Origin of the sequence: Psychrobacter halotolerans (assembly GCF_039680845.1) — a bacterium.
Lineage (GTDB): Bacteria > Pseudomonadota > Gammaproteobacteria > Pseudomonadales > Moraxellaceae > Psychrobacter.
In genome coordinates this window covers 258,173-277,660 of the sequence record NZ_JBDKWD010000005.1, presented here as the reverse complement: position 1 = coordinate 277,660, position 19,488 = coordinate 258,173, and the positions used below count along the sequence as shown (strand labels likewise).

Annotated in this window: 18 protein-coding genes and 2 tRNA genes; 13 read left to right on the top strand and 7 right to left on the bottom strand. The window is 41.9% G+C overall.

From position 1 onward, the window contains the following. Positions 1-159: 159 nt before the first annotated feature. The 11 genes from AAJP47_RS11160 to AAJP47_RS11110 all read left to right on the top strand — a co-directional run bounded on the left by AAJP47_RS11160 (position 160) and on the right by AAJP47_RS11110 (position 8,331). Positions 160-690: a P-loop NTPase family protein gene (locus AAJP47_RS11160; protein WP_346717997.1), complete on the top strand. Its 531-nt coding sequence runs from the start codon at positions 160-162 to the stop codon at positions 688-690. A gap of 330 nt (positions 691-1,020) precedes the next feature. Then, the gene (locus tag AAJP47_RS11155; protein ID WP_346717996.1) at positions 1,021-1,464 is read left to right on the top strand and encodes a thiol-disulfide oxidoreductase DCC family protein; all 444 of its coding nucleotides are present in this window, start codon (positions 1,021-1,023) and stop codon (positions 1,462-1,464) included. Between the two features lie 222 nt (positions 1,465-1,686). Then, positions 1,687-2,031, top strand: coding sequence for a VOC family protein (locus AAJP47_RS11150; RefSeq protein ID WP_346717995.1), 345 nt, complete (start codon positions 1,687-1,689; stop codon positions 2,029-2,031). A 123-nt stretch (positions 2,032-2,154) separates the two neighbouring features. Then, a complete protein-coding gene (locus AAJP47_RS11145) occupies positions 2,155-2,574 on the top strand; it encodes a GFA family protein (protein ID WP_346717994.1) in 420 nt (139 codons plus the stop codon). A gap of 82 nt (positions 2,575-2,656) precedes the next feature. Then, positions 2,657-3,184, top strand: coding sequence for a CbrC family protein (locus tag AAJP47_RS11140; protein WP_346717993.1), 528 nt, complete (start codon positions 2,657-2,659; stop codon positions 3,182-3,184). 307 nt (positions 3,185-3,491) lie between these two features. Continuing rightward, the gene (locus tag AAJP47_RS11135; RefSeq protein WP_346717992.1) at positions 3,492-3,971 is read left to right on the top strand and encodes a hypothetical protein; all 480 of its coding nucleotides are present in this window, start codon (positions 3,492-3,494) and stop codon (positions 3,969-3,971) included. Positions 3,972-4,259: 288 nt separating this feature from the next. Beyond that, positions 4,260-5,087: a TIGR02391 family protein gene (locus AAJP47_RS11130; protein ID WP_346717991.1), complete on the top strand. Its 828-nt coding sequence runs from the start codon at positions 4,260-4,262 to the stop codon at positions 5,085-5,087. 136 nt (positions 5,088-5,223) lie between these two features. Continuing rightward, positions 5,224-6,663 carry a P-loop ATPase, Sll1717 family gene (locus AAJP47_RS11125; protein WP_346717990.1) on the top strand — a complete coding sequence of 480 codons (1,440 nt, stop codon included), beginning with the start codon at positions 5,224-5,226 and terminating at the stop codon, positions 6,661-6,663. A gap of 57 nt (positions 6,664-6,720) precedes the next feature. After that, entirely contained in the window at positions 6,721-7,137 is a 417-nt protein-coding gene (locus AAJP47_RS11120; protein WP_346717989.1) for an OsmC family protein, read from the top strand. Positions 7,138-7,146: 9 nt separating this feature from the next. Beyond that, positions 7,147-7,611 carry a flavodoxin family protein gene (locus tag AAJP47_RS11115; RefSeq protein ID WP_346717988.1) on the top strand — a complete coding sequence of 155 codons (465 nt, stop codon included), beginning with the start codon at positions 7,147-7,149 and terminating at the stop codon, positions 7,609-7,611. Between the two features lie 60 nt (positions 7,612-7,671). Further along, a complete protein-coding gene (locus AAJP47_RS11110; RefSeq protein ID WP_346717987.1) occupies positions 7,672-8,331 on the top strand; it encodes a DUF938 domain-containing protein in 660 nt (219 codons plus the stop codon). A gap of 320 nt (positions 8,332-8,651) precedes the next feature. Here AAJP47_RS11110 and AAJP47_RS11105 read toward each other — a convergent pair whose 3' ends face one another. Further along, the gene (locus AAJP47_RS11105) at positions 8,652-9,443 is read right to left on the bottom strand and encodes a dienelactone hydrolase family protein (protein ID WP_346717986.1); all 792 of its coding nucleotides are present in this window, start codon (positions 9,441-9,443) and stop codon (positions 8,652-8,654) included. Positions 9,444-9,927: 484 nt separating this feature from the next. Between AAJP47_RS11105 and AAJP47_RS11100 the strand changes: the two genes are divergently transcribed. Continuing rightward, positions 9,928-12,015: a catalase gene (locus AAJP47_RS11100; protein ID WP_346717985.1), complete on the top strand. Its 2,088-nt coding sequence runs from the start codon at positions 9,928-9,930 to the stop codon at positions 12,013-12,015. Between the two features lie 295 nt (positions 12,016-12,310). After that, a complete protein-coding gene (locus AAJP47_RS11095) occupies positions 12,311-13,081 on the top strand; it encodes an MBL fold metallo-hydrolase (RefSeq protein WP_346717984.1) in 771 nt (256 codons plus the stop codon). Between the two features lie 138 nt (positions 13,082-13,219). Here AAJP47_RS11095 and AAJP47_RS11090 read toward each other — a convergent pair. The 6 genes from AAJP47_RS11090 to AAJP47_RS11065 all read right to left on the bottom strand — a co-directional run bounded on the left by AAJP47_RS11090 (position 13,220) and on the right by AAJP47_RS11065 (position 19,427). Then, positions 13,220-13,295 (bottom strand) — tRNA-Lys (locus tag AAJP47_RS11090). A gap of 188 nt (positions 13,296-13,483) precedes the next feature. Then, positions 13,484-13,559, bottom strand: a tRNA-Lys gene (locus AAJP47_RS11085). Positions 13,560-13,743: 184 nt separating this feature from the next. Further along, complete coding sequence (locus tag AAJP47_RS11080; RefSeq protein WP_346717983.1) at positions 13,744-15,741, bottom strand: MacB family efflux pump subunit; 1,998 nt, start codon at positions 15,739-15,741, stop codon at positions 13,744-13,746. 125 nt (positions 15,742-15,866) lie between these two features. Further along, complete coding sequence (locus AAJP47_RS11075; RefSeq protein ID WP_346717982.1) at positions 15,867-17,198, bottom strand: efflux RND transporter periplasmic adaptor subunit; 1,332 nt, start codon at positions 17,196-17,198, stop codon at positions 15,867-15,869. Between the two features lie 245 nt (positions 17,199-17,443). Then, the gene (locus tag AAJP47_RS11070; protein ID WP_346717981.1) at positions 17,444-18,520 is read right to left on the bottom strand and encodes a DNA polymerase III subunit delta; all 1,077 of its coding nucleotides are present in this window, start codon (positions 18,518-18,520) and stop codon (positions 17,444-17,446) included. 187 nt (positions 18,521-18,707) lie between these two features. Next, complete coding sequence (locus AAJP47_RS11065; protein ID WP_346717980.1) at positions 18,708-19,427, bottom strand: LPS-assembly lipoprotein LptE; 720 nt, start codon at positions 19,425-19,427, stop codon at positions 18,708-18,710. Positions 19,428-19,488 lie beyond the last annotated feature (61 nt).

Genomic DNA, 19,488 nt, shown 5'->3' with positions numbered 1-19,488 from the left:
TACGGCGCTCAGGTCATCGTCAGCTCTCTATTCCTGACTAGCCCCTTGATACTAACGTATCAAGGGGCTTTTCTTTGCGTGTTGTTTCCGATAACATACGTTCCCTTTTAAAACAGCTTCCTGTTTAAGTTTCTCGAATAGGATTTTAGGTGCAAAGGTATGAAAAAAATCAACGTAATAGGAACCAGCGGAAGTGGCAAATCTACCTTTAGCCGTATGTTAGCAACCACATTGGATTATCCGCACCTAGAAATGGACTCAATGTTTTGGCAGTCTAATTGGCAAGAATCTAGTGACGATGAGTTTTTTAGTAAGCTTAGATCTTGCCTTGCTCAAGATACTTGGGTGTTGGATGGTAATTATAGTAGAACCACTGAGATAAAGTGGGCGGCTTTTGATCATGTCATATGGATAGATTATTCGTTTTCTCGTACTGTTTATCAAGCCGTAAAACGCGCCTTTATTCGCTCAATAACCAGAGCTGAGCTTTGGGGAACTGGGAATGTTGAGACATTTGCTAAGTCTTTCTTTAGCCGTGATTCAGTTATCGTTTTGGCACTAAAAACGTATAAGCGCAATCGTGTACGTTATACTAAGATCTCTACCGATCCTAACTATAGTCATATCACGTTTGTTAGAATAAGAAGTCCAAAAATGGCTAACGCTTACATAGAAAAACTACGTACGTAATGACATTATAATTATATAAAAACTCGTAGTACCAATTATAGTTTGTCTCGTTTACTGACATTGGATCAGCATTCTTTCTTTATACTTAACGTTCCTAACTTAATCGTTAGGAGCTTTTTTTGTTTGTATGTCGCTAATATAAATCGGCTGCTCTTGCTCGCCTTTCTATTCATCTCTTTTTTACACGTATTTACTACTGTGGTTTGCCTCGTTTAATCAGTATCTGTTTATAAACTTACTTTAGTTCATTTAATTGCTATATTTATATTGTTGGCTACTGGTATTAGTGCTAAATTTGCAAGACGATAAACCGCGATTAAGAGTCTGACCGTGAATACTGACAAGCTTCCTCCCAATGTTGGATCTTCAGACAAAGTGATTCTTTTTGATGGGGTTTGTAAGCTTTGCAACGCGTGGAGTAACTTTATCATTAAACACGATAAACAGCGCCTTTTTAAATTGTGCAGTGTACAGTCAGACGAAGGACAAGCAATACTGCTTCACTTTGGTCTACCTATCGATTCTTACGAGACGATGCTCTATATAGAAGGTAATCAGGCCTTTCAAAAAAGCGATGCGTTTTTTCAAATAATGGCAAACCTTGGTTATCCATGGAAAATGATTGGTGTTTTCAAGCTGATTCCACGGTCATTACGTGATTGGATGTACGACCGCATTGCTCTAAATCGCTACAGTCTGTTTGGTAAATACGATTATTGTACTTTACCTTCGCCAGAACATGAGGCACAGTTTTTAGATGCATCTTGGAAGTAGGATTCTGCTGAGCTGGATAGTGGATCTGATAACTTAGAATCGCTTGATAATTTGTTGTAGTTTGTGCCAAGTCAAATCGTCTTTTACTATCAATTGATAAAGCCAATTTAACATTCTGTATCTAACTAAATATAGAGTCAAAATCTAAAATATATGTGGTTAGTTCAAAGTAATCTGTTTGGATGAATTTTAATACAGCCTTAACGACTTCTGGAAATTATTATGAAGGTAACGGATATAAAAGTGTTTGTTCCAAGTAAGGACTATGAAGTCTCAAAGCTGTTTTATGCGGAAATTGGTTTTAATCCTGAATTTATAACCGATGATTTAACGCTCTTTCAAAATGGAGCGTCTTTTTTATATCTGCAACGCTTTTATAATCAGGAGCTGGCAAATAATTTTATGCTACAGATCTGCATCTCAGATATTGAAGCAGCTTTCAATGTGTGTTCAAACTCAAAGCATAAGACTAAAATCACGCCTGTGCAAAATGAAGCGTGGGGCAAGGTATTTTATTTATGGGGTCCAGCGGGTGAACTGTTGCACATTACTGAGTTGAGCAACTAGCCAGATGTTGTCCAATCGCTTTTCCAACTCATATTATTTTAAGATTTACTCAAATATCATTTATTGGCCTTGGTCGTGTCTTAAAGAAGTGAGAAATTCAAATAGGTATAAAAGGATTGATTGATGAAAGGTGAATGTCTTTGCGGTAATGTAAAGTTTGAGATTTTGGAAGAACTTCGAAACTTCCATCAATGTCATCGCTCCTTGTGCCGAAAAGCCACCAGTACGGTCGCGAATACGGCGACTTTTGTGCAAGAGACAGCGTTTCGTTGGGTAGCGGGAGAAAGCGATATCAAATCCTATAAAAAGCCAAGTGGCTACCGAAGTGATTTTTGTTCAGTGTGTGGGAGTTTGGTTCCTAACAGTTTAAGAGACAGCGGGATGGTGTGGGTTCCTGCTGGTTTGCTTGATGAACCGATTACATCAACAATTTCAGCTCATCTGCATACAAAGTCAGCTGCTACTTGGGCGCAAGATTCTACTGAGTGTATGCGTTTGGATGGTGGGCCTGATAGTCTAGAGGTGCTTAATAAATTGTTGTAGCTTGTTCAGCATAAATGGGCTTTTACGACACATCTTTGTTAAAGATCTGCCCTATCAATCGTTAGCGTACTACGGAGAGCGTATGATTCTACCTTTATTTAAATATCATCCAAATCCTATTGACACAGGCGCAATCGAAAGAACGGAAGAAGCGTGCGAGTGTTGTGGTCAAGCTAGAGGCTATCGAGCTACTTCTACCATTCACTCAGTAGAGAGTATTGAGACGATTTGTCCGTGGTGCATTGCGGATGGTGTGGCCGCCAAAAAGTTCGACGGTGAGTTTTCAGATTCTCACCCTTTACTATCGGACGGAATCGATAGAGAGATTGTCAAAGAAGTGTGTGAAAGAACGCCCAGCTTTATTTCTTGGCAACAAGAACGATGGCTATCACATTGTAATGACGCCTGCGAATTTCACGGAGATGCGGATAAATCAGATTTAGAAGCACTGACAGGTGAAGATTTAAATAAGTTTTTAAATGCTGAGTATATAGAACCTGAATTTTGGTCACATATATTGCAATCATATACTGAAGGTGGTGACCTAGCTGTTTATAAGTTTAAGTGTAGAGTCTGTGGTAAAGACCAATTTTATTCAGATTGTAGTTAGTAATGTTAATTCAGGCGTCACTGTAATTGAGACTCAGCGAAACAGGTTACTATTAAAAATAAACTAGGATGAACAGATCAGTAGTTCTCTATTTTTAAAAAGCCTTTGACATTTATATGTTGAGGGCTTTTTATTAGTTATTACTCTTAGTGGCTTGTAAATGATTTAGTTATATTCACCTAACATACTTTAATATCTTCACGTGATAAGAATACTAAAGTTGGTTTTCTTAATATATTTATATTGTTGATATGAGCTATTAGTGCTAAGTTTGCAGGATATGAAGTAATTATCAACAGGAAATAAAATGAGCATCGAGCAAGAGTTTAGAGAAAAAGTTCAAGAGTATCTAGATAATTTGAGCCGTGATATAAAGCCAGTTCTAAAACATCTAATTGAATACAGCTATCCAAAAGAAGTTGTCAGCTTAGAGTTTGAAGTATTTGTTGATGGATTTACACAAGGATTCCCAGTTAGAGCTTTCTTTATGGATGCATATAATTCTGAGCACTTTGTTTATGTCGATGATAAAGCTCAATATCCGTCGCCTGTTGATCCAGAATTATTAGAGATAGAGCATGTCTATCCTTATGAACTTGAGGAACAATATACAAGTCAGGATGATGAGCTTGAACCATTGAGTGTCGCTACTGACGAACTTATTATATGGTTTTCAAGATGCTGGAGAGAAGTAGGTGGGGAATCGTTTAAGCTAAAAGCTAATATTGCACCTCATGATAATGATCAGGTATATAACCTTATAGAGAGTAAGTGGGAAGAACGGTAGAAGCATACGAGGGTAAAGGAAACTATAGTGTTAGAGGAAAACCTAAAGTTCAAATGCTATGCTCGTCCAACAGTACAGCGAGCTAAAATAATCTTGTGAGTGCTGAGCCCAAGATGACTATCCTCTAAAGAAATCAATTTTTATGGAGTGAATGTCTTCATAGGTATAGTTGGGTATAGGGATAAATTGTCGTTAGCTGTCTATGTTCTCTCATTACACTATTAAATAAAACCCTGCTCTACGAACTGTAGCAATAATCCATGCTCAGCAATTAAGATAGGAAAATCAGTGAAAGCTAAATTTGCAGGTATTCAATATCTAGGTGAAAGTGGTATGACGCAAACATGCAAAGAAGCAGTCATACAGCTTATACACGCTGGTGAAGATATAAAAGACGTGAAAATACTTACTTTTGAAGAAGCTTACTCACATGCTCATGCCTTATTGCTAACCCTTGAGTATGACATTCAGATAGTCATTAAAGGTGGTTTTGCTTCTGGCTACAATGGAGAGGGGCCAAAAGGATATGCATTCGTCTTAAACTTATTACGCAACTATACAGACAGTATCAATGAATACATCATTTCAAAATCGATTTTTGAACGTATATCCAACTCAAGTTTAACCGTGAAAGATTTGGAATATATCAATAGTATTAATCCAGTGCGTCCTGCTAGGTGGTATGATTCTGCTTATCTATACAAGGGACGTGAGAGTAATATTTTTAGTGAGTTTCCACTTACTATTCCTATGGCATTGCTTGACCCACGCCTGATTGAGCTGGCATTGAATTTTGATAAGAATCCAGACAATGCAATCATGGGTGCATACCGAAAGCTTGAATCTATTGTTAAAGAGCGTACAGGCTTACATAACGAAAGTGGCGTTAAGCTGTTTGCAAAAGCATTCCAAGGTGATGATTCAGTTTTGTATTGGGAAAACTTAGATTCAGGTGAATCTAAAGGCAGAGCATCGCTGTTTGCGAGTGTCTATATGGCTTATCGCAACAATCGAGCACATCAAGAACCTCGTCATAATATAAGTGACGATATTCGAGAGTTTATGTTGATTAATCAGTTGTTTATTTTAGAAAGCGAGGCAATTGTAAGAAATTAAAATGCTTAAAATATTAAACGTAAAATGATAGTAAAAAAGCTATATTTTTTTAAAGAATATAATTTTCGTATATCCTACATAGTGATTAGCTTTTAGCTAAGATGCATTAATTATTATATTTTTCAAGGAAAGTGTTATGGAGTTCAACGAAAACAATCTTCAAAGGTTATTTGGTCATGAAGCAGCAGAAGATGAGGATCCTCAAAGATTGAGAGAATATTATTTTAAAAGTAAAATATATTCCCAAGTAGTTAATGATCTACCCTTGAGAATAGTGGTAGGTCATAAGGGCATAGGTAAGTCAGCGTTGTTTCAGGTTGCAATTAATGAAGAGTCAGAAAATAGTAGGTTAACACTGTTAATAAAACCAGATGATATTATTGGTATTGGAGAGGATACTGATGATTTTTTGAAACTCATCAGAGATTGGAAAATTGGTATTAACGAAATTATAGCTAAAAAGGCTTTGATTTCTTTTGGTCTTATCTATGATGGTTGGAGAGGTAAGCTTAATCAATATGGAGGTGCTGCGCTAGACTTTCTAGTATCAACCGTGAAGATGGATGATAAAGTTAGTCTGAATAGTTCTAAAGAAGCTATATTGAAAGATTTTTTAAAAAATAACAAAATATCAGTGTATATTGACGATTTAGACCGGGGGTGGCAAGGAAGAAAGCGTGATATTCAAAGAATTTCTGCATTACTTAATGCTATTCGAGATATATCTACCGAAAATAGAGGAATATACTTTAGAGTTAGTTTGCGTTCTGATGTCTACTACTTAGCTAGAACATCGGATGAATCAACTGATAAAATAGAAGGTTCCGTTATTTGGTATACATGGACAAATCATGAGATATTAGTCCTCTTAATTAAAAGGATTGAAAGCTTTTTTGGGAGAGAAATTGATGAAGTGGGTTTACTAAAGAAGCATCAATCTCAACTTATGGAGTATTTACTACCTGTTATCGAAGAAAAGTTTACTGGTAAGGGGCGGTGGAAAGACGCCCCAATGTACCGTGTACTAATGTCTTTAATAAGAAAACGGCCTAGAGATCTGGTTAAGCTATTAACATTAGCGGGTAGACAAGCCCATTTGAATAATTCAAATATTATATCGACAGGAAACTTAGAGGCTGTGTTCGAAGAGTATTCTCAAGGCCGTCTTCAAGATACAATTAATGAGTATCGTTCTGAATTACCTGAGATTGAGAGGTTAATACTTGGGATGCGGCCCTCTAAGATGCAAAGAAGAGCCGCTGAGGGCTATGTATATAAGACAGATGCACTATTGAAAAAAATTAAAGATATTGAAGAGAGAGGGAAATTCTCTTGGGCAAATGGAAACAAAGCGGAAACTAAAGATCTAGCAGGGTTTCTTTTCAAAATTAATTTTATTACAGCTAGAAAAGAAACAGAATTGGGAATTGATAGAAAATATTTTGAGGAAAATCGATATCTATCAAATAAATTCACAGAATTTGGCTATGAATGGGAGGTTCACCCAGCATATCGTTGGGCACTTCAGCCAGAAGATTCTATGAAAATATTTAGTGAATTAGAGCTAAATTCGTAATTTGTATGAAAAATTATAAATATTTTTTATAGATATCAAATAACAAAGAGAACCCCCATGACCACATCAAAAGTAACCTACCAAGGCGATTTACGCACTACCGCCATTCATTTGCAATCAAACAATGAAATCATCACCGATGCGCCAACCGACAATCAAGGCAAAGGCGAGGCATTTTCACCGACTGATTTATTAGCGACCAGTTTGGCCAGCTGTATGCTGACCATTATCGGTATCAAAGCCTGTGATATGGATATCGATATCACAGGTACGACGGCAGAAGTGACCAAAGTCATGGCCACTGACCCAAGACGCGTGAGCGAAATACATGTTATCGTGACGTTTAATAGAGAACTTGATGATAGAACGCAAACGATCTTTTATAACACCGCATTGACTTGTCCGGTGGCAAACAGCATCCACCCTGATATCACGCAAAATGTCGTTTTTAGATGCGAAAGACCGCTTGAATAAGGTAAGACTATGACTACCAAAACCTTACTTATCGTCGCTCATGCACCGTCTCCCAATACAGAAAAATTGGCGCAAGCCGCTTATAAGGGTGCCAATCATCCTGATATAGATGTCAAGGTCATTCTCAAGTCGCCGCAAGACACTCAGCCAGAAGATGTGTTGGCTGCCGATGCGCTATTACTGGGAACGACTGAGAATCTTGCGTATATGGCAGGACTGACCAAAGACTTTTTTGATCGTTGTTATTATCCGGTGTTAGAGGAGAAGCAAGGATTGCCGTTTGCGTTATATATTCGCGCAGGGCAGGATGGCACGGGTACTAAGCGTGCGCTGAAGACGATTACGACAGGGTTGCGCTGGTCATGGATACAAGAGGCGCTGATACTACAAGGCGAGTGGCAAGATGATTTTGCTGAGCAAGTAGAGACGCTGGCGATGACCCTTGCAGCGGGCTTGGAAGCTGGCATTTATTAGCGTCAGGCAATTCATCGATTAGCAGTAACTCGCTTTCTGTCATATAAAGGTGAAGATATTATGATATATAACAATACTGATTTTATCCCTTCTGATGCGTTGCCGTTTTCTCAAGCTTGCGAAAACAACAAGCAACCCATTCTATCGGTTTTGCAAAAAGAGTTGGCAGATTCGGCACATGTATTGGAAGTGGGGTCAGGAACGGGTCAGCACAGCGTGTACTTTGCCCCGAGACTGGCACATTTGAAATGGCAGACCAGTGATGTGTTAGCCAATCACAGTGCGATTCATGCGTGGCACACGTCACACCCTGCAACTAATTTATATGCGCCTTTAGCGTTCGATCTGTCCGTTGGTTCAGTGCCTGTCAATCCAGTGCCTGTTAATCCAAATAATAACGTACCTTATGATGCATTTTTTACGGCCAATACGTTGCATATCATTGCGTGGTCGTTAGTAGAGCGCTTATTTGCGCTGGCAGGCGATACCTTACCTTTAGATGGGAAGTTGATCGTTTATGGGCCGTTTAATGAAAATGGCCACTATACCAGCGCCAGCAATCAACAGTTTGATATGAGTCTACGGCAGCGCGATCTAAACAGCGGTATTCGTGATAAAGATGATGTTGTAGCGTTAGCAAATCAGCACGATCTGAAGCTTAGCAATACTTATGCGTTGCCTGCCAACAACCAGATACTGGTCTTTACCAAAGTAAATTAAAGTTGCTAGGGCGTGTCCTCAATTCAAGCGATAGTTATCTAAATGGACTAAAAATGGCTAAATTTCATTAAACTGCGTCAAATATCTCGATATTATCTTCACTATTTTCCTTGTTTGACTTCAATTTATCTTATTTTTATCCTCATTTTTAAAATGAGGACATGCCCTAACTCTTCTGAAAATAAAAAACCAAGATAGAACAATTGCCTCTATCTTGGTTTTTTTATAAAGTGTTCTTTATACGGCATTTTTTAGACAATAACTATGGCTTTTTTAATATGAAGATTTTATGAATAAGGTCTTCATATAGGCGATTTGCACTATTTATATTCATCGGCTAAAAAATCCAAATACCGTTTCCAAGAACGTGAATCGGCACGTGCATCATAGCGATCACTATCGAAGACACTAAAGGCGTGAGGCGCACCGCTATAGGTTATCATCTCATGTGGTACTTTGGCCGCTTCTAACGTCTTACCTAAAGTCGCAAAGCTCTCTAGAGATACCGATTCGTCAGCAGAGCCGTGGAATACCAATATTTCACCCGTTGTTTTATCATAATTCTGTCCTGTTGGAATATCAAAAGCACCGTGGAAAGGCACAAAGGCTTTTTGCGGGAATCCTGAACGCGCCAACTCCAACGCAACCGTACCGCCAAAACAATAGCCCATCGTCACGCCTTCACGCACATCATTGCCTTGTAATCGTCCAGCATTCAACGCACCTTGTAGGATGCGGCGCATTTTACTGCGATCATCATATAGTGCGCCCGTTAAGCGTTTATTTTCTTCAACCGAGGTAGGGCGAATACCTTGGCCGAACATATCTGCGGCCAATACATTGTAGCCTTCCGTCGCTAACATATCAGCGCGTTTACGCTCATAGTCTGTTAAACCGTCCCAATCATGAATGAGCAAAATAAAAGGCGCGTTTGGCTTATCCGCTTTGGCGTAATAGCCCTCATAAGCTTGGTTGTCCACTGTATAAGTGACATTTTTGGTAGTGATAGCAGCAGCGGTTTGACTGACTGTCAATGCCATGAGACTGATGGATGCGCTTACCATTAGTGATCGATACGCGTTTTTAGCGGAAGGTTTCTGTGCTGGAAACATAATAAATAGCCTTATAGTTTGTTAAAAAAGATAAATAGATGGCTAAATATCCTATCCATTTTATTTATCGCTCGTATTCCGTCTTCACCAAATCATACCTTAAAGAAGAACGACATTACAAGATTCGACTGTTAACGTTGAGTCTCGCTCAAAAAAATATCTTGATTGCATATTGATGACATGTGCAAAAATTAACTAAACATCAACAAGGTTCACCATATGTATTACGCAATTTTTAGGTAAGATTAAATGGTAAGTTTTTCTTATGTTTTTCAATAATTCCCAATAAATCATTTGTTTTTCAATACCTAATCATTGAATAACGAAGTTTTCAACAATCAATTTTTCAATAACTAATAACGCAAAAAAGCACAGACACACAAGCGACATATGAAGTCATCAATATCTCCAAGGATATAGGTCTGTGTATTTATATTAATAAAGGTCTCAGAAGAGGCCATTTTACTGATAGCCAGGACATTTTATGAAAAAGAACCTTGATAATACCGACCCAGCTAAAAACATGAATACCGAAGTTGGCAATGGTGGCGAAACCCATCAACGCGCCGATGCGGATTCAAAAGTGTTGACCACTCAGCAGGGCGTTGCCATTAGTGACAATCAAAATTCTCTAAAAGCCGGAGACCGTGGTCCAACGCTACTAGAAGATTTTGCATTACGTGAAAAAATTACCCATTTTGACCATGAACGTATCCCTGAGCGTGTCGTCCATGCTCGTGGTAGTGCAGCGCATGGTTATTTTGAGCTGACTGAATCTTTAGCAGAATATACAACAGCCAATATTTTGAGTGAAACTGGTAAGCAAACCCCTGTCTTTACTCGTTTTTCAACGGTCGCTGGTAATAAAGGCTCAAAAGATACCCCACGTGATGTACGCGGTTTCTCCACTAAATTTTATACAGATGAAGGCAACTGGGACTTGGTTGCCAACAACATGCCAATCTTCTTTATCCAAGATGCGATTAAGTTTCCAGATTTGATTCACGCCGTAAAGCCTGAGCCAGATCGTGGTTTTCCGCAAGCCGCTTCTGCGCATGATACGTTCTGGGACTTTGTATCACTTAGCCCTGAAACCATGCACAACGTTATTTGGCTAATGAGTGACCGTGCCTTGCCACGTAGCTTTAGTATGATGGAAGGTTTTGGTATTCATACGTTCCGTTTGCTCAATAAAGAAGGTAAAAGCACCTTTGTTCGTTTCCACTGGAAACCAGTCGCCGGTGTCCAATCATTGATTTGGGATGAGGCCGTAAAAATCTCTGGTGCTGATCCTGATTACAATCGCCGTGACTTGTTCGAAGCGATTGAGGCTGGTGATTATCCAGAATGGCAATTGGGTGTTCAGTTATTCACGGAAGAAGAAGCCGATCAATTCCCGTTTGACCATTTAGACGCGACCAAACTGATTCCAGAAGAAACCGTACCAGTAAAAATCATTGGTAAGATGGTATTGAACCGTTATCCTGATAATTTCTTCTCAGAAACAGAGCAAGTGGCTTTCTGTCCATCGCACGTACCACCTGGTATTGATTTTAGTAATGATCCTCTATTACAAGGTCGCCTATTTAGTTATTTGGACACACAGTTGTCACGTTTGGGTTCGCCAAACTTTGCCCAGATTCCAATCAATGCGCCAAAATGCCCGTTTGCGAACAACCAGCAAGACGGTCATATGCAAATGCGTGTGCCAAAAACCCGCGTCTTATATGATCCACAGAGTCTTGATCCAGAAAGACCACGTGAAAGCCCAGAGAAAGGCTTTAAGTCATTTGTTGAAAAGTTGGACGATGGTGTTAAAGGCCGCATAAGAGCGGAGAGTTTCGCCGATCATTATAGCCAGCCACGTATGTTCTATCGTAGCCAAACGTCAGCAGAGCAAGCCCATATTGCAACCGCTTATACGTTTGAGCTGAGTAAAGTAGACACACCGTATATTCGTACTCGTATGCTGGGTCACTTACGTCAAATCGACGAAGAGTTGGCAAACCGTGTGTCTAAAGCGCTTGGCATGGAATTGCCAGAACCTGCTCATGCAGCGGCACCTGTACAAGATTTGGCATTATCAGAACCGCTACAAACGATTGGACGTACGCCTAAAACCTTAAAAAGCCGCTTGATTGGTATTTTGGTAGCAGAAGGCTCAAACCATAGCGAGATTAAGAAGTTCGAAGAAGCGGCAATGAAAGAAGGTGCCCGAGTGAAGATTGTTTCACCGAGTAAAGAAGTGGTGCTAGATGATGGCACGCGCATTCAAGCTGACGAGCGTGTATCAGGTGGACCTTCTGTCCTATTTGATGCGGTAGTAAGCATTATCATGCCAGATCAAGCTAAGAAAATGGCGAAAGATAGTGCGACACTAGATTGGTTCAACGATGCTTATGTACACTGTAAAGCAATTGCTTATTGCGGTGCGACAGATGAATTTATCCTAAGTAAACTACCGGTTGAAAAAGATGCGTTTGTGACGCCGCTTGATAATGTTGATGGGTTTATTGAAAATGCTAAAACTCGTCTATGGGAACGTGAGCCAAAGGTTCGTGATTTGGCATAAGCTTTTAATATATAAATAGTATCTACTTTAAATATAAAAAACCCAGCCAATGTGCTGGGTTTTTTTGTGTCAACGCTTTATGTTCCTATATATTTTTTAGCTATCGCCAGTTAAAAAATCGTCATTTTAAATAGTCACAAGCGTTCACTGATAATGGTTTATTCGTGGTCAATGGGCGTTATACTAAAATAAAAGACTGGGACAGTCTGAAAGGGTAGCCCTGCAGCCAGCGAGGTTTGCACAAAACGAATATATCGCTGTGTTGTTGCTATTAATGAATCAAGGATGAGTAATCATGAGTTTACGCGAGGTCGTGCTTTTGGACGGCTATATACAAAGTATTTATTTGGCCATTTATGCTGATAAGCTGATGCTACTGGACGGCTGTTGTCGCCCTGATGTACCCATGGTATTGGACTATATTCAAACCACATTACAACGACCAATCAGTGATCTCAAAGTCGTAGTGGTATCGCATATGCACCCTGACCACGCTGGTGGTGCCAGTAAGCTCAGACAAGCCACAGGTTGCCGCATTGTCTCGGCCCAGAAGGCTAAGCAGTGGTATGCAGGCGTAGGAGGGCAGTTGATGCATCTGGTAGACACAGGGCTGGCTTATTACGTGGCTAAACGCCAAAACCGACGTCCCAAGAATCTGTGGTATTCTGCGCATCTGCATCCTGATATTACCTTAAGTGATGGTGACTGTATTCCTGGCTTTGAAGATTGGCAAGTGTTTGAGACGCCCGGCCATACGGATCGCGACTTGTCGGTGTTCCATAAGCCTACGCATCAAGTATATACCGCCGATCTGATCATCAAGTTGCGCCACAAGTTTGTTGCGCCATTTCCAATATATGATCCTGCCGCTTATCGACAATCACTCGAAAAAATCAAAAATCTACAACCGTCCAAGGTAATGATGGCGCATGGTCGTCATCTGGCTATTGATGCCGCCACTTTTGATAGACTGATAGCGGATGCCCCCAAATATCGACGCACCATCAAAGATACCATTATTCATAAACTGCTGTGGCGTCGAGGCAAGAGGTCTTTATTTAAATAAGATAGAAACAATAGTATTTGAGATAAAGACGCTTTTTAATTCACAAAAAGTTAATTCATAAAAAGTTGATAGATGAAAAGTTGATGGACAAAAAAAAGCCCAGTTACTATAAAGTATAGTAACTGGGCTTTCTAAATATGGTGGGCCGACCGCGACTCGAACGCGGGACCAATTGATTAAAAGTCAACTGCTCTACCAACTGAGCTATCGGCCCTGAGCGAGGATAAAATGAAGCACTGCTTCATCTGAGCGCAAGAGAATTTACATTCTCGTAAATTCTAAAAACCCTGTATCCAAACTAGGTCTATCTTTACTACAAACAAGACATCTTAACGATATCTTTTAAACCTATTAATCAACTACCGGATAGGGCAGAACGAATAACAAGTATCAAACTAAATATGGTGGGCTGTCCGCGACTCGAACGCGGGACCAATTGATTAAAAGTCAACTGCTCTACCAACTGAGCTAACAACCCTAACGTTTAAAGTGTTTGTATCCCTAAACGTGAGAGCACATTATATATATAATTATGACAATTACAACCCCACATGATAAAAAAATTGCCAATCTTGCCTAAAAACTCATATTTCTTTAAAAATTCATACTGATATAGGTCTTAAGCACTAAGTTTTGAGTATAAATTCACTGTTTATTAAAGGTTAATCTCTAGAAAGGGCTTCAACAGGATCTAGTTTTGCTGCGTTGCGTGCTGGCAAGAAGCCAAAAACGATTCCGATCAGCGTTGAGCACATAAAAGCGGCGATAATCGAGGTCGCTGAATAAATGACTTGAAAACTATCACCGCCCACGCGATTGATCAATTCACCAATCGCGAAAGCCAGCCCAATCCCAATTAATCCGCCTAAAATACAGACCAACACCGCTTCAATTAAGAACTGCTGCATAATGTCACTTTGGCGCGCGCCGACAGCCATGCGTACCCCAATCTCATTGGTACGCTCGGTCACTGATACCAGCATGATATTCATAACACCGATGCCACCAACCATCAAAGAGATAATGGCAATAGAGGAGATTAATAACGTCATTGCCGTGGTGGTTGCTTCAATGGTTTGACGAATAGAATCTGAGTTACGTATGCGAAAATCATCAGTACCGTGGCGGCTCACCATCAATTGAGAGATGGCAGATTCGGCGGCTGTAGAAGAGATATTGTCATTGATAAGAGCCACAAAGCTGTCAATATTGGAACCGCCTCTGATACGCGACATCATGGTGGTATAAGGCATATAAAGCGTTGGTGTATCGACATTGCCACCAAAACCAGCAGTATTGGGTGCAAGGACACCAATCACGCGTCCTGGGACACTACCGATCAATACCACCTCGCCAATGGGATCGGCGTTATCTGGAAAAAAAGTCTTTTTGGCACTGTCATCAATGATGATGTCTTGTGTTCGGCGTAGAATGCTTTGCTCGCTAAAGCCTTGACCTTGAATTAAGCTCTCACCGCTGACACTAAGATAATCTTGACCGACACCGCTAATGCTAGCTGCCTCTTGTATATTGCGATAGCGCACATCCATATTACTATCGAGTTGCGGGCTAACACTGCTGACATAAGGCTGATCTGCGACCGCCTGAGCATCTTGCGGTGTTAAATTGTCATCATTATATCGCCGCCTCGGATCGCCATAGGGATAACCGTCATTGACCGTAATGGTATTGGTACCAAGCGCGCTGATATTGGTCAGAATTTGTTCCTGTGAGCCTTTGCCAAGCCCAACGACGGAGACGACTGACGCGATACCAATAATAATGCCCAGCATGGTCAGCAAGGTACGCATTTTGTGGGCGCGCATCGCCAACAAAGACATCTTAAAGGCTTCGAGCAAGCGGTCGATAAAGCTACTAAAAGCGCCTTTACGATTGTTGTCCAAAATGGGCTCAGGTTGTACGGGGTTTTGCTTATAATGATCGTTTTTATAATCAGCAATCAGGTAGCCGTCTTTTAACTCAATTACCCGCTCGGCTTGCTCAGCGAGGTTTGGATCATGAGTGACCATAATGATGGTGTGACCTTGGGCATTTAGGTCATGTAATATCTTCATGACATCATCACCGGACTTGCTGTCAAGCGCACCGGTTGGCTCATCGGCTAATATAATATCGCCGCCGTTCATAAGCGCTCGTGCGATAGAAACACGCTGCTGCTGACCGCCTGAGAGTTGGCTGGGGCGATTATTGACCTTTCCTTCCAACCCCAAATCGGTTAATAGCTTTTCTGCGCGATCGCTGCGTGTTTGTCCATCCATACCCGCATATACGGCGGGGACGGACACATTGTCGCGAGCAGTGATATCACCAAGCAGATGGTAACGCTGAAAAATAAAACCAAAGTGCTCACGGCGCAATTTGGCCAGCTCATCTGCATCCAGACGGCTGACAGGTTGCCCATATATTTTGTATTCACCCGCACTCGCTTGATCCAAGCAGCCCAAGATATTCATCAAGGTTGACTTACCAGAACCTGACTGACCGATAATAGCGACCATCTCACCTTGATTGATGGTCAGGTCGATATTATGGAGCACTCGAATGGTTTGTTCACCCGCTTTGAACTCTCTTATTAATCCTTTGACCTGCATCAATGGAACAGCGGCTGCGGTAGTAGGGCTGGGATCTTGGGTATTCATCTGCGATGCTGCCTATATCAATACTGCTTATATAATTGCTCTTATCGAAAGCGATAACGTGCTTGTCAATGAAGGGTAATGCGTGCGCTGTGCTTGGGCACTAAAACCCTGTCGGGGTTTGGGCCTTAGAACCCTCTAGGAGCTCTGCCGCCTTGACCTTTTTCTGGACCTTCTTCACCCAATATCACCTCGTCACCTGCATTCAGACCACTTAAAATCTGTACACTAACGCGGTTATTAATACCTGTCTGTACCGTTTGTTCAACCACTTGACCATCCGGCTTTAGCACGCGAACTTTAGCAGTTTTTACGTTTGAATCAGCGTTGGCTGTACGAGTATTAACGGCTTTATCGGCAGGTTGTAGGGCAGCTGCTGGTATCAGTAGGGCGTCTTTTGCCTGATTAATGACGATGTAAACCTGAGCCGTCATATCGATGCGAAAGCGCCGCTCAGTGTTGGGCACTTCAATATAGCCGACATAATAAATCGCAGCGTCCGTTGAGCTGGTATCACTAATCACCTCAGGCGCCGGTTCAACGGCTTTGAGAACCGCGTCGAATTTTTGATCAGGATTACCAATGATATTGAAATAAACGGGCATACCAGCACTGACGTCGATGACATCGGCTTCTGATATTTGCGCGTTGATGCGCACGGTGGATAAATCGGCCAAGGTTACGATGGTAGGTGCGGTTTGATTGGCGTTAACCGTTGTGCCTTGTTCGGTGGTAATCGACACAACCGTTCCTGAAATCGGGGCACGAATCGTGGTGTAACTAAGGTCTTCTTCAGCCGTATTGACGTTGGTTTGTGACTTGCGCAGTGCCGCTTGCTGGCTGTTGATATTGGCATCTGCCGTCGCAATAGCAGCCTTGGCAGTATCGATAGCCGCTCGTGCATTAGCAACGGCTGCTTTGGCCGTTTCTACGCTGGTGGCTTGCGTGTCATATTCTTGCTGAGATATGGCGTCAATTTCGACCAAAGATTTTAAACGAGTAAAATCTGACTGGGCTTGTTTGAGCTCAGACTCACGGCTGGCAAGGTCGGCATAAGCACTCTTTAGGCTGGCTTGTCGGCTTAAAGAATCTGCTTGCGCGCTTTGGATAGCGGCCACACTTTGTTCAAGGGTGGCTTGCTCATTGCTTAAGTTGTTTTTTTGCGTGACTTGATCGATTTGGGCAATAAGATCGCCTTGCTGCACCTCATCACCAACGTCGACATAGAGGCGCTTTACTTCACCCGAAACCTGAGCACCGACATCGACAGTATTTAGCGCTTTGACTTTACCAGACGCCATGACATTGTTTTCGATGTCACCAATTTCAGCAGTTGCCGTTAAATAGTTGGGTGTTGTTTCTTTTGGCTTCAAAAAAGTATAAGTCAATGCCCCTAATGCTACGACAATTAAGGCGATCACTCCCCATTTAATAGCAGATTTTTTGCTCATTTTGCGCATAACAACAGTCCAATCACAATTAAATCAAATGTAGCTATAGTAGAGGCTTCGTAAGCAAAAGGGAATGGTAATTAGTTTAAGAAAGGTTAAGGCAGCTTTAGATAAGGTAAGAATAGCTAAGCAACATGCCGCTGAATTAGGTAGGTGGGATGATAATCATGCTTGTGATCTATGCTTGTGACGGTTTGATGAGTAAATGATAAGTTTTATAAGTAAATGCTAAAAGTGGGGAAAAACAATAAAACTTATCGCGCGGTAAACAAACGCTTGCCTGCCAGCTCAAGCGCCGCCTGTAACAGCAACTCCCACGCTGGTTGACGAATAAGACCTTTGATTGCCTGATCGCAGCGATAAAGCAGGGCTGGCCATTCCGCCGTTTGAGACTTGGACTGACGGCGGCACGCTTGTTGATACAATCCTTGTTTGCTACGCCAAATACCAAGCGCTTGCGGATCTTGTCCATCCATTAGCTGCATGATTTGCCGCATGTCTTTACTGATTGCCCAAAGCACCAACGTGGTTGGCTCATCGGTGGCTTTGAGCTGAAAGATGATTTTGGCAACTTGCGCGCTATTACCAGCAAGCATAGCGTCTGATAAGTCGAATACGCTAAATTGAGCATCGCTGACCAGCGCCGCTTGCAAGTCGTTGATATCCAGTGCGACATTGGTGGCAGGCTGTGCGAGTGTAGCAGAGTCCTTGGATGAGTCATGATGATCGTTGACTAACTGCGGCGCAAATAAATAGGACAGTCGCCACAAGGTTTGATAAGCACTCAATAGATGATGCTCAGTGTGCGACATGAGCAGCTGCCAAGCTTCTTGTGACAAGCGTAACCCAAACTGCTGGGCTTGTATTTGCAATAGCTGCTGACGCTGTTGTTCACTATATAAGTTACAGTCAATCACGTGACCATATTGCGCAAATGGGGCAAACCATTTACTGCTCTGAGAGCGTTTGTCTTGTTTGGGGGTTAGCCACACCAAACTGTGACTGTGCGCCCCTGTTTGAGCATCCTGTGCAAAGCGCTCTAGTGCGTCAATCACCGCTTTGTCTGGTTTGTGATTGCCCGTTACGATTAATGCGCTGGCATCATCAAATAAAGACTGACTACCAAGCTCTGATAGGACGTCTTGCCAGCTTTTGACCGATATCAGCTCTATACGTTTAATCGCATAATTCTGTGCTCGCCAATGCGGTCGCAAGGCATCGATGAGCCATTGACTCAAGAGCGGCTCATCACCATGCGCCAGCCACAAGCCTGTGACCACAACGGAAGGTTGTAGTAGTTTTGGATAGGCTTGTATAAAGGTATCTTGCATAGAGTCAGGGGCGCAGGTTGATGAGCGTAAATGTAGTCAGTTTTAAATAAAAGAGGTGCATCCATTATAACGCGCGACTGAGTTAATTTTGCTTGCTGTGCCTTCGCAGACAGAGGTGACGCAAAACCTATTTCAGTCGTACTATATTTATTTTATAGTGGAGATAAAATATTTAGCGCATGACGCGTTAAGACGTTGGTACCACCACGGCCGTCGCTGCCGAGCCGTTACCGACGGGTATCGGTTTACTAGCGCCAGTAGAGGTCACTCTAGGTAAAGAGATGGCAACATACTGATCCGTGATACGGCGTGCCAAACTGTCGTACAGCCAATCACGAATTTGATCGCCTTGCAGATCGTCCGTACTGACCGAGGCTTCATTATACTGATAGCTACGCTCGACTTGGATAGGGTTCGTAAGCGTGACAGGCTTGCCATTTTCAATCGTTTGGTAAGTGACATTGGCAGACAGTACCAAACGGATTTCTGTCAAAACACCGACCAGCTCATAACGCTTAAAACGCACATCGCTGATATTAATAACCGCAATGGGTTCGGCGCCAACGCTTTTATTGTTTGTCACCACATCAGATGCCGTCATGTTGTCAATAACATCGACGCCTAAAACATTTAAGCGCCGCGTCAATGGGCGTTTGAGCGGAAACGAGATGCGATTGTCTTCGATAATCACGGCGGTCTTGTCAGCACCAAACAGCATCGGTGCATCATAGCCTCGTAGCTGAAACCCGCAGCCACTAAGACCAGCCGTGGCACCAACAACTGTGAACATGGGCAAGGCCGCGAGTAATACTGCTGCTACTTTCTGTCCACTTAATGCTTTGGTAAGACCACTCTTATTACTTGATCGGGTGTGGTGTGACGCTCCAGCTCTCTGCTTGTACGACATACTCGCTATCCTTAGATGATAAGAAGGCTTAGAGTAATAAACTTTAAGCCTAAAATGCTTA

Bases quoted from the DNA above. Each gene is read 5' to 3' on its own strand.
- AAJP47_RS11135 (WP_346717992.1), top strand. From the start codon at position 3,492: ATGAGCATCGAGCAAGAGTTTAGAGAAAAAGTTCAAGAGTATCTAGAT.
- AAJP47_RS11105 (WP_346717986.1), bottom strand. From the start codon at position 9,443: ATGTTTCCAGCACAGAAACCTTCCGCTAAAAACGCGTATCGATCACTA.
- AAJP47_RS11160 (WP_346717997.1), top strand. From the start codon at position 160: ATGAAAAAAATCAACGTAATAGGAACCAGCGGAAGTGGCAAATCTACC.
- AAJP47_RS11150 (WP_346717995.1), top strand. From the start codon at position 1,687: ATGAAGGTAACGGATATAAAAGTGTTTGTTCCAAGTAAGGACTATGAA.
- AAJP47_RS11095 (WP_346717984.1), top strand. From the start codon at position 12,311: ATGAGTTTACGCGAGGTCGTGCTTTTGGACGGCTATATACAAAGTATT.
- AAJP47_RS11065 (WP_346717980.1), bottom strand. From the start codon at position 19,427: ATGTCGTACAAGCAGAGAGCTGGAGCGTCACACCACACCCGATCAAGT.
- AAJP47_RS11125 (WP_346717990.1), top strand. From the start codon at position 5,224: ATGGAGTTCAACGAAAACAATCTTCAAAGGTTATTTGGTCATGAAGCA.
- AAJP47_RS11080 (WP_346717983.1), bottom strand. From the start codon at position 15,741: ATGAATACCCAAGATCCCAGCCCTACTACCGCAGCCGCTGTTCCATTG.
- AAJP47_RS11140 (WP_346717993.1), top strand. From the start codon at position 2,657: ATGATTCTACCTTTATTTAAATATCATCCAAATCCTATTGACACAGGC.
- AAJP47_RS11070 (WP_346717981.1), bottom strand. From the start codon at position 18,520: ATGCAAGATACCTTTATACAAGCCTATCCAAAACTACTACAACCTTCC.
- AAJP47_RS11115 (WP_346717988.1), top strand. From the start codon at position 7,147: ATGACTACCAAAACCTTACTTATCGTCGCTCATGCACCGTCTCCCAAT.
- AAJP47_RS11100 (WP_346717985.1), top strand. From the start codon at position 9,928: ATGAAAAAGAACCTTGATAATACCGACCCAGCTAAAAACATGAATACC.
- AAJP47_RS11075 (WP_346717982.1), bottom strand. From the start codon at position 17,198: ATGCGCAAAATGAGCAAAAAATCTGCTATTAAATGGGGAGTGATCGCC.
- AAJP47_RS11120 (WP_346717989.1), top strand. From the start codon at position 6,721: ATGACCACATCAAAAGTAACCTACCAAGGCGATTTACGCACTACCGCC.
- AAJP47_RS11145 (WP_346717994.1), top strand. From the start codon at position 2,155: ATGAAAGGTGAATGTCTTTGCGGTAATGTAAAGTTTGAGATTTTGGAA.
- AAJP47_RS11110 (WP_346717987.1), top strand. From the start codon at position 7,672: ATGATATATAACAATACTGATTTTATCCCTTCTGATGCGTTGCCGTTT.